Below are 13,922 nucleotides of genomic sequence, written 5' to 3'. Positions count from 1 at the left end.
AGATATTATAACAAAATTATAATTTTATTACAATATTTTCCCTATTGTACACCGCCAGCAAGCTTTATCAAATCTGTAGTCGTATCTGAATCAATCAAAGCGTGATGGATAGTACGCCCATTCTTTAACATGATAAGCCCTAGCTCGTCTATCGTTCTTTGCGCCATGGCGTCCAACCACTCATTCGTCAATACCTCGCCAGTTTGTGGTTGCCGAATATCCTTGCATGCACGCTGAATAGCCTCTTCAAAATAATGTTTCATTTCGCTATTAAACGAAGCTCCCCTATGCCTGGACTGCCCTACATAGGCGCCCGGAGCACCTGCAATCTTTAGGCCATAAAGCGTCTCGCCAGCACCCATACAGATCTCATCATCTCGCATAAACCTTTCACGTAGAAATTTAACCGCTTCTTCCAAATCGTGATACTCTGAGAATCCCAAAATAAGCGTATCCTGGCGATACCGCTGCAGACCCTCTCTACCATATGGAACCCAAAGTTTTCCATAGTCCGGACGAACACCTGAATTCACAAGGTCTGCTACCACCTGCAATGACGATAGGTCAGTGCGATGTAAATATAATCTATTGGGGGCAGCTCACCGTCCTTACTGCTTCCAAATTGGAAAGAAGGTACCGCTTGTTCTAATTCAAAGACCCCTTTTTTGTAGCCGGCTCGCTCCAGAGCGTTAGCTAGATTTCTGAGTCCATCGTTAATAACTTTAATATCACCAGAACTAAAGATTCTCTCGCAGTAACCTATCATAGTAGCATAAATTGAATCCTTCAAACTCGTCGGCTGCACAGATTCCCTAATCATATCGCCATTTGGCATTTCTTTATTCGTAATACAATATTCGCTAAGTATAAGAGGGCCTGGACATTCTATCGAGTTTAATTTTGGGCCCAAAAACCACGTCTGTCCAGTAGCCCCATCACGCAATTTATTACGTATAACCTTCAAGGGAGCAACAGTCCGACCATCGGGTTCAAGCCGCCCGCGAACTGCCCCCATGATTATCAGCTTAACCTCAGCTTCACTTATAAGTTCTAATTTGCTCGTATCACAATCACGATAGTCGCAATTACTCAATAGCTCCTGTGTCATATCAATTATTTTTAATATAATATTAGGTTTATGTCAATATAAACGCTGCATATTATTCGCAGATACCCTTTTGCATAGCTGTTGCCATTTCATATGCGCCCCATAGGCTCGAGCTGACGCGTCAACCTCGCTCTTCTGAAGCAATAATTCCTCAGGATTAATAAACATTATTTCATCGCCCTCTTCACCTGGTATAAAATCAAAGTTCTCCGGCCAGACGCGACAATAAAAACAGATTTGATTTGCATCAAGCCGCTCGATATACATCTGTTCTGATGCGTCAAACAGTTGATAGCGCAAATCACCTTTATAGCCAACTTCTTCGTATAATTCACGTTTCAGCGATGATTCAAAATCCTCATCATAATCCATGCCTCCGCCCGGCAAATCCCAATACGTCCGATTGATTTCCTTAACAACCAAAATTTGCCCAGCATCGTTATAGATGAGAGCTTTGAGCGAAATTCGGTAGAGGTAATCGTGGCGAGTCACTCCGACTGAATCTTGCGTTACGAGATGTCCGTTGGTGAGTTTTGTCATAGGGACAATTATAACACTTTTAGCCTAAACCCGGCGTAAGTACCGTCTTGCTTATACGCTTCCTCGCCAAGGAAAGCCGGAATGGCCTGCAATGTGTCGTTATAGACAAAGTTTTTAAGATCGACAATACTTCGCTCTTCCTCGGGCAAGATCTTCCCTATCATCTTATAAAAAGTTCGCGCTTGGTCAACTGTCTCCTCGTCCAAATATCTTGCTATGTCGGCGCATATTTGCTCATACAGATCATCGTTCAAATGCGAATTTGGAACTTCATAAGCCGCGAAATTCGACACCACCGTCGTGATGTCATTAAGCGGCTCAACCGCCAGAACGTCTTTTACAGCGCTAGAGTTGATAAACCTCTGCACTACTTCATTATTTTTATCTGCCGTTATCAAAATATTTGGCTGCTCGGCAGTGGTCGTATGAAAATCCAATACCAACTCCGGCTTCAGTAACCGAATCCGCTCCTCAATAATCTTCGTACGCCGACCCTCATAAGTATCCAGGCCAAGTCCGTAGCTCCTATTTAGATCTGATTCAGTATAGCGCACATTCTTTGCGTAAGCACGCGGATTAGCTATGATGAACTCCATATTTTCCAACAGTTTAGACCGTTTGGCGAGCATATACGCCAGCAGATTTGGGCCTAATAATTCGTTGCCGTGAGTGGAGATTATTGCGAGTATTTTTGTCATTAAGACATTTCCCGATTTACTATGTATCAGATATACTCCATTATACCAAAAACCTCGACGGGGACGAACCCAAGCCGAGGTGCTGTGTGTATTATATTAGCAGAGATGCGCATATAAATCAATCCATACCTCCGCCCGGCAAATCCCAATACGTCCGATCGATTTCTTTGACGACCAAAATCTGCCCAGCGTCGTTGTAAATCAAGGCTTTGAGCGAGATGCGATACAAACAATCCAGATGGTCCGTTCCATCTAGATTCTGCGTGATGATATGTCCTTTGGTGATTTTTGACATGAGAGTCATTGTACTACACCTGAGCGCTAAATGGCTGATACCATTTCACCTACAGTATATTCTGTCTTTCCAATATCCATGATTAACTGCTCATCGAGTGTTAACACGTTGGGAATTATCTAATTGTGATACTCTTTTATTTTATGTTCATATTCATTCAAAAGATTCTTTGAATAAATTTTTTCATTTTTTGAATTTCTAACTTCTTTCCAAAGAATAGAAGCTACTTTTAATTTGTTCGAATAGTTGCGACTATTTTCGTCTGCACTAAAATCCTTTAAAAATTGATTCCATTGACAAACCGAATTATCATACTTGGCATAATCCGACTCTCCATAATACACCTTCAGCATATCTTTGATTGTAAATTTGCCATCCTTTTCTCTTTTTACTTTCCGCCAAGCAGTAGCCATATCAGCAGTAAATTTAAAAGGTGTAATACCTGTTACGGCGGAGAAATATTCTCTGAATTTTGCATTAAAAGAAAAACCACATTCAAGTAACGGCGTGTCTAATGTAATATTTTCAACTTGCTTTGTTTCGTTTTTTATTAGTGATTTTTTAATCAGATTACCCTTAAAGTACTGCTCAATAATATAATTGAGTTCTTGTTTTGTACCTCTATATTCTAATCCTAATGACTTGCAAATCTGTGAAAGTTCTTCACGATACCAATAATATTTATTAAACTCGTCAAACGATGTAATTTTATCAAACTCAGGTCTACTTTCTATCAATATTTTAGCTCCTCAAAACTAATTTATTTTTTCATATCTAGTATCTACAGCTCTCCGACCCTCACCCGCCGCTGCTCCGTCGTATCCCGCTCGCGCACGGTGACGGTGCCGTCCTCTAGTGTTTGGAAGTCGATCACCACGCAGTGCGGCGTGCCGATTTCGTCTTGGCGGCGGTAGCGTTTGCCGATGTTACCGTTGTCGTCCCACATCACCCGGCCTGGGTTGGCTTTGGCGAGTGTGGCGTAGACTTCGCGGGCTTTTTCTACCAATTCTGGCTTGTTTTTCAGCAGTGGCGAGACGGCAAATTTGACCGGCGCCAAATGCTCTGGCAACGCCAAATACACCCGCTTTTCACCGTTTTGCTCGTCCTCGCGGTACGCGCCCGACAACACCGCCATCAGCGCCCGCTCGACACCAAACGACGGCTCGATGACGTGCGGAACAAATTTTGTGTTCGTCCCCTTGACGGTGTATTCCATGCTCTTGCCACTGGCGCGCTGAATGTTCATCAGGTCAAAATCAGTCCGATACGCGATGCCCATCAGCTCCTCGCGGCCAATTGGATAATCGTATTCGATGTCAATCGTCTTTTTGCTATAATGCGCCCGATCCTCCGCTGGCACGTCCAGCTCGTGAATATTCTCTTGCTTCAAGCCCAGTTCTGCCAAAAACTCATGCGTCGCCGCCAGTAGCTCATCAAACGCCTCCTGCCAATGCTCAGGGTCGACGAAATATTCAATCTCCATCTGCTCAAACTCCCGAGAGCGGAAGACGAAGTCGCGCGGCGCAATTTCATTACGAAACGCCTTGCCCTGTTGAGCGATACCAAACGGCAAGTTCGGGTAGAAACTATCGACGACGTTTTTGAAATTAGTGAAGATGCCTTGGGCGGTTTCGGGGCGAAGATAGGAAATCGACTGTGGATCGTAGGTAATCGCCTTCATGCCACTAGGACTACGCTTACCATCGACGCCCCTCGTCAGCTCATCAATCGCCAGCTCATTTTGCCCGCTAGCACCGACAAATGTCTTGAACATCATGTTAAACTGTCGCGGCTCACTAAAATCACCTCGCGTACCACAGTTAGGACATTTAATCACTCTTAGCACATGCGACCACTCTTTCAGCCCAAAATCGCTGGCCTCCTCGAGATCAATCTCACTTGGGCCAAGCTCCATGTCCAGTATTTTCTTGAACAACTCGGGCTCTTTTTCTTTGATCTCGTCATAGAAATTCGGCGCCGTGGCATGCTCGCGATACCATTGGATCTTCTCGGTGAGAGTCTCGTACCCGTCCAACTTTTCCTGTTGATCTTTGAGTAGATGATCTTCACGAAAGCGCGCCTTGCAGTGGTTACACTCCACCAATGGGTCAGAAAACGTATCCACATGCCCACTGGCCTGCCAGACCTTCTGATTCATCAAAATCGCCGCGTCAACGCCGTACATGTCGTCGCGCTCATCAACAAACCGGCGCCACCACAAATTCATGATATTACGCTTCAGCTGCACGCCCAGCGGGCCGTAATCCCACGTACCACTCAGGCCACCATACACATCCGACCCCTGATAAATAAAGCCGCGACGCTTACACAGGCTGATAATATCTTCCATTTTTGCTTGACTCATCACACAACCTTCCTCCATGTTGGTAACATGGCGATTCATTAACTAAGGTTTATTATAGCATGCTTGACGTGTCATTAGTGATGGTGGTATAGTCGCCCTAGAACGAGAACTTGGAGGGTCAAAACATGTCGAAAAACCGAGCGTCTTCTTGTGCTGAATCAGGCTATTTTATGTACCCTGCTGAGAGCGCAACGGATGAGGTTCCTAACCCCTATCCACCATATATCATTGATAATCGCCTCTACTCTATTATTGACGCGCAGCGGTCTCCAGGACAAATGGAACATTTATTGGCTCAATGGCCACTATTATTTGAACGCGGTATATTTTTTGATAACCCGATGCCGTATCTCCAGAATCTCACCAACGAGCTAACTGATCCAGCAACGCCTTATGAGCAGACTCGTCTTGTTTCGGGTCTACTGCTTGAGGAGCAGCTGAGTAATACCCCTAAACCACAATGCGACCAGCCAGCCACTTATATCGAACGCATCAGGGATATCAACATAAAATATATTCTCGCCGCTACAGAGGCGCTGTGCTCTATCCAAAATTTATTCAATGAAACCAATCCCAAATGTAACTCTGAGCTCACCGACGATGCGCGCCGCGAATTATTTCACAAAATCCAGCAGCAAATTGCTAATTTTTGGGAGCAATTTCCCCGTCAAGATACTAGCCAGCCGACAATAACCAGCACCATCCTCGACATGCACACACATGTCGTGACGCATGATTTAGCGCTTTTTTCGAATGAACCAAGCGACCCAGAGGAAAACATCGAGGCAAAAATTAGCGCCATAAAGGGACTCCAGGTAGTTGAACGTGACATTGAATATATCATGAAGCAATCACAGCAAAACGGGGTTTCTGGAAGGCTATGTTCGTTCCATAATCATGTGAGATATTTCTACTACCTCTATGCTAAGGAAATCGGTTTTGACCCAGAAGCAGGCCGGTTGATCCAGCCAGATACCGAACTTGGAAAGACAGCCGTCGCCACTGTCGTTACCTCACCGCAATCACCACGGCCACCTAAATTCCTCGTGACTACACCGCGGCATGCTGCCTAGCCACCAGCCAGCAACTAGCGATGACCGGGCCGAGGCCGCCGATGTGGGTGAGATTTTCCAGCGGCTTGGCCTGAATGAGGCGCAGCAGCTTGATGTGATCGGCCGTTAGGTCACCCTGCTCACTCGGCCTTAGGGCCTTTTCGCTTGGATCGTACATGTATGATTTATCGCTCGTCAGCATCCGCCCAGCCACGTCAGTGCGTAAATTCAGCTCATCACCCAGCAGCCCGGCGTACTGCATATAAAACCACGTCTCGACCAGCAGCCGATCAACCGCCGGCCGATCAAGCCACGCCAACACCTGGCTAAGCACCGCGAACCACTCTGGCCCATCAACGGTCTCGGTCGCCTGCGCCACCAACTTGAGCGCCTGGTAAGCGAACTGCATCCGCTCATAATCCTCGAGGATATGCCGATAAAACGCGCTGAGCCTGGCACTGGTCAGCAGCCCCAGCTCGCCGCGGCCCGAACGAATCACCACGTCACACAGCGCCAGGAGTTCAATGCCGCCAGCCAGCTTGCTCCGCTCGCGGCGCACCCCCTTGGCGATCACCGCCCGCCGCCCCTGGGGCGTTAGTAGCTGCAATACTCGATCAGCTTCCGCATAATCCGTCCGCCGTAGCACAATCGCCTTGAGCCGCTCGCCGTCTTTCATTCAGCCTCCTCGCCTAGCACGCTGAGCGCGGCCCGCACGTCGTCGGGCGTCATTCGCGCCTTATCAAGCACCGCCCGCACGCCAAACGACCGTAGCTGATCCAGATCAAGCACTACATTACTACACACCACCACCGGCAACCGTGCCAGATCCTCATGGCTTTGCAGCTCATTCAGTAGCGCCATCCCCGTCTCACCCGCCAGCAGCATATCAAGCACCAAGCCATCCGGCCGCCACTCATCAAGCATCGCTATCGCCTGTCCAGCCGCCACCACTGTTCGGGCCGTATACCCCGCCTCCAGCGCATACCGCTCCAGCACTGCCGCCCACTGCGGATCATCCTCGATGATCAGGAGTTTTTTCATAATAAGCTCATCTGCTCGCTGAGCGGCACATCAACATAAAACGTCAGTCCGTCTCGGTGGCGTATCAGCCCGATCTGCCCGCCCATCGCCCGCGCGAACGTTGCAGCGATATACACGCCGAGGCCGCTGCTATCTGGTCGGGTTCTGACTGACTTACGCACGGTCATTTCATCCACCAACCGCTGATACTCAGCCGGGCTCATCATCGGCCCAAAATCCCGTACACCCAGCCGCACCATCGTCCCCGCTTGACGCATGGTCACGCGAATTGCTGCCCCAGCCTCACTGTAGCGCATCGCATTATCGAGAAAATTCATCATGATCCGCCCAAGCAGCAATGGATTAGCCACCACCAGTCGCTTCTTGCCCGTACGCGGCCACGTCACCCGCCGGTCATACAGCCGCAGCATATCGCGCGACTGGTGCGCCAATTGGGCTAGCAGCGCCAGTGGATTAACCGGCTCCAGTGGAAACAGCATTGGCTGCACATTCACGGTACGTGCCAAGTCCTGTACCAAAGCCAGCGAGCGCTCCGCCGTCAACGTCAACCGCCGCTGCATCAGCTGCGCCTCGGCCGGACTGAGCTGTCCATCCTCAATCAATAAACTCATCTGCCGAATCAGCGCCAGCGGTGCCTTCAGCTCATGCGCCGCCACCGCTATGCTGGGCATTGCGGCAAACTCCTTATCACTCCACTGTGGCTGCGCCATATACCTCTAGTATAGCAAACCGAGGCGCCAAAAAGAACTGCTGCCGCCCCGTGTCATTTCACGCGCCAGCCACGGCCGAGAAAATTACTGTACAAATTTCACTGTCTTAAGGATGGCCTCAAAATCTGGCTTGAACGTATCAGCATCGGTTGAAAAACGCAGCGTCTTGTCGCGCACCTTCATCAGCACCACGGAGCCGCGCAGATCCTTACTGAACGCACCATCAATGCGTGTTGCGGTATTACCGTTATATTCAACGCTACTCGAGGTCAAATCACCCTTTTTCAGCAAGCTAGCGTACTGCTCCAGCGTCTTATTAAAGTCGCTATTGAGAATTTCGAGGCGCAGCGCAAACTTGTTTGGGTTATTGCTGTTTGTACTCGTTGGTGGCACGATGACTGGATGGAGATATGCCTTGTAATCGCCGCGATCGCCACCGTCAGCCGCCACGTAAACACTCCAGGTCTTTGGATACATAAATGAGACGCGGCCGTATTGCTCGGGGCCGACGAATTCAATGCGCGGGTTTTTGGCTTCTTCATTAAATTTCTCGCGGTCAGCCTTTGATTGCTCTTCGCGCGCCTTGGCCGAAGCTACCGCCATCCGACTCTCGACCGCAGTTTTTTCCTGTGAATATGCCAGGTACGCCCAAATTGCCGCGCTACCAGCCGCCACGAACAGCACGATTGCGCTGATAGCTACAATCATCCAGCTATTCACATAGCCCTGTTCCATCTCTGTTTTTCTACTCATATGCATCAGTATAGCTTATGCTTCGGGCGATGTAAAGCCTCCCGGCAGCCGATAGAGAAAATAGCCGTGGTATTCTTTTGTCGGCTGCGTGCCGGGGACAGAAAATCCGTAGCTCACGAAAGTCAGCGGCTCGGTCTGAGCGGCTGCTTGACGCTCGGCCAGCTGAAACATTTTTGCGATATCGCGACCGTCGCCAAAGGTGTACATTACCGTTACCTTGTCAAGCACCGGCTGCCGCCAGATATTCGCCCAGTGCCCTCGGGCGCCCGGTAATTTCCGCAGCCGCCAGCGTGATATCAATACCAGAAACGGATTAATCTCATAGCCAATTGCCCGCGCGCCCTGCTGGGCTGCCGCCATCAGCACCACGCCATCGCCCGACCCGATATCAAGCACGACGTCGTCCTTACCAAGTGGCAGCGCCTCAGTAAATAACCGCCGCACTTCGCGCGACTTTGACGGTACATACGGTGCGCCGATCAGCGCTGGCAGTGCGAAGATCATCAGAATCGCTCCGCCAAGCCACAGCATCCATATCACGCGTCAAAGTCCTCGCTAAGCACTGTGATGTCGTGCTGCATATCGTCCAGCGCAGCCGTGATGTCTTTCGCCAGCTGCCGCGCCTCGATAAACCGCTGCTTGGCCTCATCCAGATTAAATTCCTCGCCCTGAAACCACGCGATGCGTTCGTTCAGCTCCGCCATCATCTGCTCAATCGTTTTCTCATTCGTTTTATCGTTTTTCACTACTCTCAATCCTCGCTTTCATAATCATATCTTTTGTTGTAATCTTTACAATACTACCAATTTGACGATCGCCGCTAATCATCGCATAACCGCGCCGCAGCGCCATCTCTGGGTCGTACTCAGCAATCATTCGTTGCTGCGACGATATCGCATTTTTAGCAATATCAACGCGGCGCAACCACTGTTCAAGCGCCGCTTGTTGCGACATTGTTGCACGTAAACGATGCTCCGCAATCTGCTGTTGAATTACATCCGCTACGCCGCCCAGCCGCAGCGCTAACTGCCGCCTCAGGTCATGCTTATCCGGAAATAGCAGCTGCGCAGCATTGCTCGGCGTGGCCGCCCGTCGATCAGCCGCCAGATCGCACAAACTCTCGTCAACCTCGTGCCCGATACCAGTCAATACCGGCACGCGACTGCCAGCCACCGCTCGCACCAAGCATTCGTCATTAAAGCTCGCCAGGTCCTCCGCGCTACCACCACCGCGAATTAGCACAATCGCCTCTGGCGGCTCCGCCAGCTGGTTACAGTGGGCAATCGCCCGCACCGCCTGATCAGCTGCGCCGTCACCCTGAACCTTCACGTTAGCGACGATAAACTTCACCCCGCCCCAGCGCTCACCAGTAATTTTCATAAAATCCGCGTAGCCCGCCGCTTGCGTGCTAGAAATAACCGCCACGCGAGCAGGATATGGCGGCAAGGGGCGCTTCCGTTCCGCGTCAAACAGCCCTTCGGCCGCCAGCTTCGCCTTGAGTAGCTCGGTACTGCGCTTGAGGTGACCCGCACCCAGCGGCTTGATCTCTTGTACCGTCAGGCTAAACTTACTCTTGGCGGTTAGCTTGGCCGAGGCCCGCACCACCACGCGCATTCCCTCCTCGATCGGCGTTCTGAGCTGCCAGGCCATCATGAAACAATTGACCACGCTCTCGCTGTCCTTGAGGGTAAAAAAGACGAACTTCTGCTGACGCACCGTGAACTCAGCGACCTCGCCTTCAATCTCGACAATCGGGACGGCCGTTTCCAGCACTTGATTGACGACCGCCACGAAGTCGCTGACGCTAAACCGCGGCGCTATCGTCATCTGGCCGCCCGTATTTGATCAGCGCGTGCTGATAAAATATATACCCAAAAATAATCGTCCCCGCGAGCAAGATCACCCGCGTCAGCACGATTCCAGCGATAGCCACGTCTGGCGCCACACCGGTCATGCTGAGAAACACGATCATAATCGCTTCGTACACGCCCGCCCCGCCCGGCGTAAAGGCTACGAGACTAGCCAGCCCCGCCACGCCATAACCAATGATCAGCACCGCCGGATTGACCGACACGCCCAGCGCCCAAAACGCCACGATGAACATCAACACATCAAAGATGGCATAAATCGCCCCCCAAACCAGCGGCTTGATGAGCAAATACCGATGCTCCGACAGCTCCACGAAATCATCATGCATCTCAGCAAAAAACGCTTCGATTTTTGTCGAAACCAGCAGCCGCTTGATCTTGCCCAGCGTCGCCCACCGCACCACCGCGTTGATCAGCCGCGACACCCGCACCGCCGTGTTGTGCATACGCCTTCGTGACGAGAACATAAAAATCAGCCCAAATGTTAGCGCCAGCACCACCAGCACGAGGAGGAAACTTGACGTCACGATGTAGCGATTTACCTGCCCGTCAATTGACAAGATTAACACCGCCACAATCAGCAGCACCATCAACGACAAAAAGCCCGTCACGTAGCGGATCACCTGGGCAAACGTTGAGCGTGCCGAGCTGACGCCGAGCTTGTGCATCCGCCACGTTGTGTAGGAAATACCGCTGACACCGCCTGACGGGAAAATGTGATTAACCAGATTCAGTTCCAGCGCAATCCGCGTCTGCTCAAACCGCGAGATATGCCCGATCAGTTTTTTGTCGCGAAGATAGGCAAAAATCATCTCGCCGCCCGCGAAATACACGATAATTTGAAACGGCAGCAGCAACATCAATAGCCAGATATTTGCCCGGCCGAGCAGCTCCCATGCTCGTACCAATTCCGCGCGCGACAAAAAAACGATCAGTACCAGCACCGCCAGCGTCACGACACTCATGATCGTCCGCGGTGATCTCAACGCCTCTAAAAACTGCCGTATCCCTTTCGACACCATATCGCCCATTATATCACGCGGTTTTTGCTATAATCAAACCATGTATATCGCCCTGCTTGGCCGCCAGCCAGAGATCTCGCTCGCCGAACTTGCGACGGTCTTTGGCGCGGACTGCGTCAATCGCATCAGCCAGCAATTCGCCAAAGTGCAGACAGATCAATTCGACATTACTACATTGGGCGGCACCATCAAATGCGCCAAAGTGATCGCCGAGCTGCCAGCCAGCCGCACCGACAAGGCCTCACTCCTCGCCGCTTCGCGCTTCATCACCCAGCATTATCAAGCCAAGTGGGCGCACTCGCCACATAAAATCACCCTCGGTCTCAGCGCTTATAACCTGGCTATTAGCGCCCGCGATGTCCAAAAAACCGGTCTGATACTCAAATCATCCCTCAAAAAATCTGAGACCAGCCTCCGTCTCATCCCCAACGATCAGCCCGCTCTCTCCACTGCCACCGCACACAATAATAAGCTCGGTGGTTCGCCATATAAAGTCGAGCTGCTGCTTGTTAAAACGACCGGCGGCCGCCTGATCATTGCCGAGAGCCGCGGCGTCCAGAATATCACCGCCTATACCCGCCGCGACCGCCATCGCCCCAAGCGCGACGCCTTCGTTGGCATGCTGCCGCCCAAATTAGCGCAGATTATGCTGAATTTAGCGCTGGGTGCTGGATCGCTGACCCGTCAAAGACCACACGACAATTCTGTGACAAGCTCGGATTCCAGCCTCTCCGATAAGTCGATGGTTCTGCGGACGGCGTTGCCGGATGCATTCGACGTGGAGGAGACGGCTGGAAGCCGAGCTGCCGTGACAATCCTCGACCCGTTCTGCGGCACTGGTACCGTCCTGCAAGAAGCCCTGCTCGCCGGCTACGACGTCGTCGGCACCGACCTCAGCCAGAAAATGGTTGATTACACGACAGAGAACCTATCGTGGCTACAATCAACTTTCACCGCGCCCGGCAACATCATCGACATTCATCAAGCCGACGCTACCACGCACCGCTGGCTAAACAGCGAGAGCCTAGCCGCTATTGTCTGCGAAACTTACCTCGGTCAACCTTTCTCCGCGCCGCCCACACCCCAAAAACTAGCGGCAGTTGTCGGTAACTGTAACCACATTATCACCAGCTTTCTCACCAACATTCGCCCGCAACTGGCGCCGAACACGCCGCTGTGTATCGCCGTGCCAGCGTGGTACGACGCGTCCGGCCAGGCCACTCATCTGCCGCTGATAAAGCACCTCCAACAGCTCGGTTATCACCACCTCAACCGTTGTACACCACTCATCTACCGCCGCCCCGACCAGGTCGTCGCCCGCGAGCTACTGATCTTGCTGACTAGCCGAGCACCGGACGTTTAAGCCGTAACGCCGGATCATAGTCTGCGAGCTGCCCCAAGCGACCCACCAATTCCTTTTCCAAAAGATCAAGCTGCGCTTGACGCGCCTCTGCTGCTTGCTTGGCCGCAGAAGGAGCGATCGCCTCCTGATGATACTGCTGACACATCGCCAGTAGATCCCTAGCGCCCAGACCAATCCGCCGCTGATTCAACGCCACAAGTAAAAATGCCAATGCCAGCCGCGCCTGCTCGGTCATTTCCGTCGTCATCTGTTGATCGGTATCGGCAAACACCTCCCGCCCGATCTGGCTCAATAGTCCGTCCACCATATTTGCCCCAATTGACGCATACGGCCCCTCGCCCGCAGCATAGTGCGCCAGCGGCTCGGAAAGCGCCACCTCAATCTTTACCATTGCACCACTCTCACGCTGCATCATCGCTGCGATCGTCTCTTCTGAGGTTGTCTGGCCATTGACGCCGCGCTCAGCAACCTCTGCCGCCGCCGTCTGTACCGCGTGCAATGCCTGCAGCGCCTCTCCATCACGAGGCGTTTCTCGAGATTCGTACACAGCACCACAGAATGCCACTGCGCCAACAGTACCCAAGCCACCCAGTAGTACCGTTCTTCTATTTACTCGCTCGCCAAACCAAGCCTCTCTTTTCGTCATATTCTGCTCGTTCATAGCCCCTAGTTATATAACACCCGCCTAATCAAGTAAAGCCCCTTGACTTTTTATCAGCCGTCACTTATACTGGTACGGATTAGGTTTAGAAAATTTAAGGAGTTTCAATGTCAAAAGTCAAAGCTGGTGGCTCAAGTAAAAACATCCACAACAACCCTGGCCAACGCCTCGGCGTCAAGCGTTTCGGCGGCCAAAAAGTCAACGCCGGTGAGGTACTCGTCCGCCAAACGGGCGCCACGAAAGTCGCTGGTGCAGGCGCATACATGAGCCGCAACTACACCATCCACGCTGCTAAGTCCGGCGTCGTTACCTTTAAGCGAGTCAAGAAAACCAAGTTCACCGGCAAAACCGAGCGACGAACCCAAGTTTGCGTCGGCTAGTCAGCACTATTCTCTATTCTATGACGCCGCCATCCCGGCATCCAGATTACACCCATCTATTTAGCT

At 51.4% G+C, this 13,922-nt stretch carries 19 protein-coding genes; 3 read left to right on the top strand and 16 right to left on the bottom strand.

Annotated features, from left to right (window positions below):
• Nucleotides 1-41: 41 nt before the first annotated feature.
• The 7 genes from FBF24_01285 to FBF24_01255 all read right to left on the bottom strand — a co-directional run bounded on the left by FBF24_01285 (nt 42) and on the right by FBF24_01255 (nt 5,024).
• A complete protein-coding gene (locus FBF24_01285) occupies nt 42-533 on the bottom strand; it encodes a hypothetical protein (protein QCT40525.1) in 492 nt (163 codons plus the stop codon).
• An 8-nt stretch (nt 534-541) separates the two neighbouring features.
• Nucleotides 542-1,108, bottom strand: coding sequence for a hypothetical protein (locus FBF24_01280; protein ID QCT40524.1), 567 nt, complete (start codon nt 1,106-1,108; stop codon nt 542-544).
• A 33-nt stretch (nt 1,109-1,141) separates the two neighbouring features.
• Complete coding sequence (locus FBF24_01275) at nt 1,142-1,648, bottom strand: NUDIX hydrolase (GenBank protein QCT40523.1); 507 nt, start codon at nt 1,646-1,648, stop codon at nt 1,142-1,144.
• A gap of 8 nt (nt 1,649-1,656) precedes the next feature.
• Nucleotides 1,657-2,346: a hypothetical protein gene (locus FBF24_01270; protein ID QCT40522.1), complete on the bottom strand. Its 690-nt coding sequence runs from the start codon at nt 2,344-2,346 to the stop codon at nt 1,657-1,659.
• Between the two features lie 118 nt (nt 2,347-2,464).
• A complete protein-coding gene (locus FBF24_01265; protein QCT40521.1) occupies nt 2,465-2,641 on the bottom strand; it encodes an NUDIX hydrolase in 177 nt (58 codons plus the stop codon).
• 119 nt (nt 2,642-2,760) lie between these two features.
• Complete coding sequence (locus FBF24_01260) at nt 2,761-3,378, bottom strand: hypothetical protein (protein ID QCT40520.1); 618 nt, start codon at nt 3,376-3,378, stop codon at nt 2,761-2,763.
• A 44-nt stretch (nt 3,379-3,422) separates the two neighbouring features.
• Nucleotides 3,423-5,024, bottom strand: a complete 1,602-nt coding sequence (locus FBF24_01255; protein QCT41164.1) for a glycine--tRNA ligase — start codon at nt 5,022-5,024, stop codon at nt 3,423-3,425.
• A 107-nt stretch (nt 5,025-5,131) separates the two neighbouring features.
• Between FBF24_01255 and FBF24_01250 the strand changes: the two genes are divergently transcribed.
• Entirely contained in the window at nt 5,132-6,079 is a 948-nt protein-coding gene (locus FBF24_01250; protein ID QCT40519.1) for a hypothetical protein, read from the top strand.
• Here FBF24_01250 and recO read toward each other — a convergent pair.
• The 8 genes from recO to FBF24_01210 all read right to left on the bottom strand — a co-directional run bounded on the left by recO (nt 6,057) and on the right by FBF24_01210 (nt 11,461).
• A complete protein-coding gene (recO, locus tag FBF24_01245; GenBank protein QCT40518.1) occupies nt 6,057-6,734 on the bottom strand; it encodes a DNA repair protein RecO in 678 nt (225 codons plus the stop codon). The two genes, FBF24_01250 and recO, sit on opposite strands and share 23 nt — an antisense overlap.
• A complete protein-coding gene (locus FBF24_01240) occupies nt 6,731-7,099 on the bottom strand; it encodes a response regulator (GenBank protein QCT40517.1) in 369 nt (122 codons plus the stop codon). Before FBF24_01240 ends, recO begins: the two co-directional genes overlap by 4 nt.
• Nucleotides 7,096-7,809 carry a HAMP domain-containing histidine kinase gene (locus tag FBF24_01235; protein ID QCT40516.1) on the bottom strand — a complete coding sequence of 238 codons (714 nt, stop codon included), beginning with the start codon at nt 7,807-7,809 and terminating at the stop codon, nt 7,096-7,098. The genes FBF24_01240 and FBF24_01235 overlap by 4 nt, the downstream gene beginning before the upstream one ends.
• A gap of 84 nt (nt 7,810-7,893) precedes the next feature.
• Nucleotides 7,894-8,562: a hypothetical protein gene (locus FBF24_01230; GenBank protein ID QCT40515.1), complete on the bottom strand. Its 669-nt coding sequence runs from the start codon at nt 8,560-8,562 to the stop codon at nt 7,894-7,896.
• Between the two features lie 15 nt (nt 8,563-8,577).
• Nucleotides 8,578-9,066, bottom strand: a complete 489-nt coding sequence (locus FBF24_01225) for a hypothetical protein (GenBank protein QCT40514.1) — start codon at nt 9,064-9,066, stop codon at nt 8,578-8,580.
• Between the two features lie 32 nt (nt 9,067-9,098).
• The gene (locus FBF24_01220) at nt 9,099-9,308 is read right to left on the bottom strand and encodes a hypothetical protein (protein QCT40513.1); all 210 of its coding nucleotides are present in this window, start codon (nt 9,306-9,308) and stop codon (nt 9,099-9,101) included.
• Nucleotides 9,295-10,389, bottom strand: coding sequence for an exodeoxyribonuclease VII large subunit (xseA, locus tag FBF24_01215; protein QCT40512.1), 1,095 nt, complete (start codon nt 10,387-10,389; stop codon nt 9,295-9,297). Before xseA ends, FBF24_01220 begins: the two co-directional genes overlap by 14 nt.
• Nucleotides 10,367-11,461, bottom strand: coding sequence for a flippase-like domain-containing protein (locus FBF24_01210; GenBank protein ID QCT40511.1), 1,095 nt, complete (start codon nt 11,459-11,461; stop codon nt 10,367-10,369). Before FBF24_01210 ends, xseA begins: the two co-directional genes overlap by 23 nt.
• Between FBF24_01210 and FBF24_01205 the strand changes: the two genes are divergently transcribed.
• Nucleotides 11,394-12,815 (top strand): methyltransferase domain-containing protein, encoded by a 1,422-nt coding sequence (locus FBF24_01205; GenBank protein ID QCT40510.1) that lies wholly within the window; start codon nt 11,394-11,396, stop codon nt 12,813-12,815. The genes FBF24_01210 and FBF24_01205 overlap by 68 nt on opposite strands.
• Here FBF24_01205 and FBF24_01200 read toward each other — a convergent pair.
• Complete coding sequence (locus tag FBF24_01200) at nt 12,793-13,476, bottom strand: hypothetical protein (protein ID QCT40509.1); 684 nt, start codon at nt 13,474-13,476, stop codon at nt 12,793-12,795. The genes FBF24_01205 and FBF24_01200 overlap by 23 nt on opposite strands.
• 107 nt (nt 13,477-13,583) lie before the next feature.
• Between FBF24_01200 and FBF24_01195 the strand changes: the two genes are divergently transcribed.
• Nucleotides 13,584-13,856 carry a 50S ribosomal protein L27 gene (locus FBF24_01195; protein ID QCT40508.1) on the top strand — a complete coding sequence of 91 codons (273 nt, stop codon included), beginning with the start codon at nt 13,584-13,586 and terminating at the stop codon, nt 13,854-13,856.
• Nucleotides 13,857-13,922: the final 66 nt, after the last annotated feature.

The organism is Candidatus Saccharibacteria bacterium oral taxon 488, from assembly GCA_005697215.1.
GTDB lineage: Bacteria > Patescibacteriota > Saccharimonadia > Saccharimonadales > Saccharimonadaceae > Nanosynbacter.
Note: the sequence above shows the minus strand (reverse complement) of the source record. Positions and strands in the feature narration are given on the sequence as shown.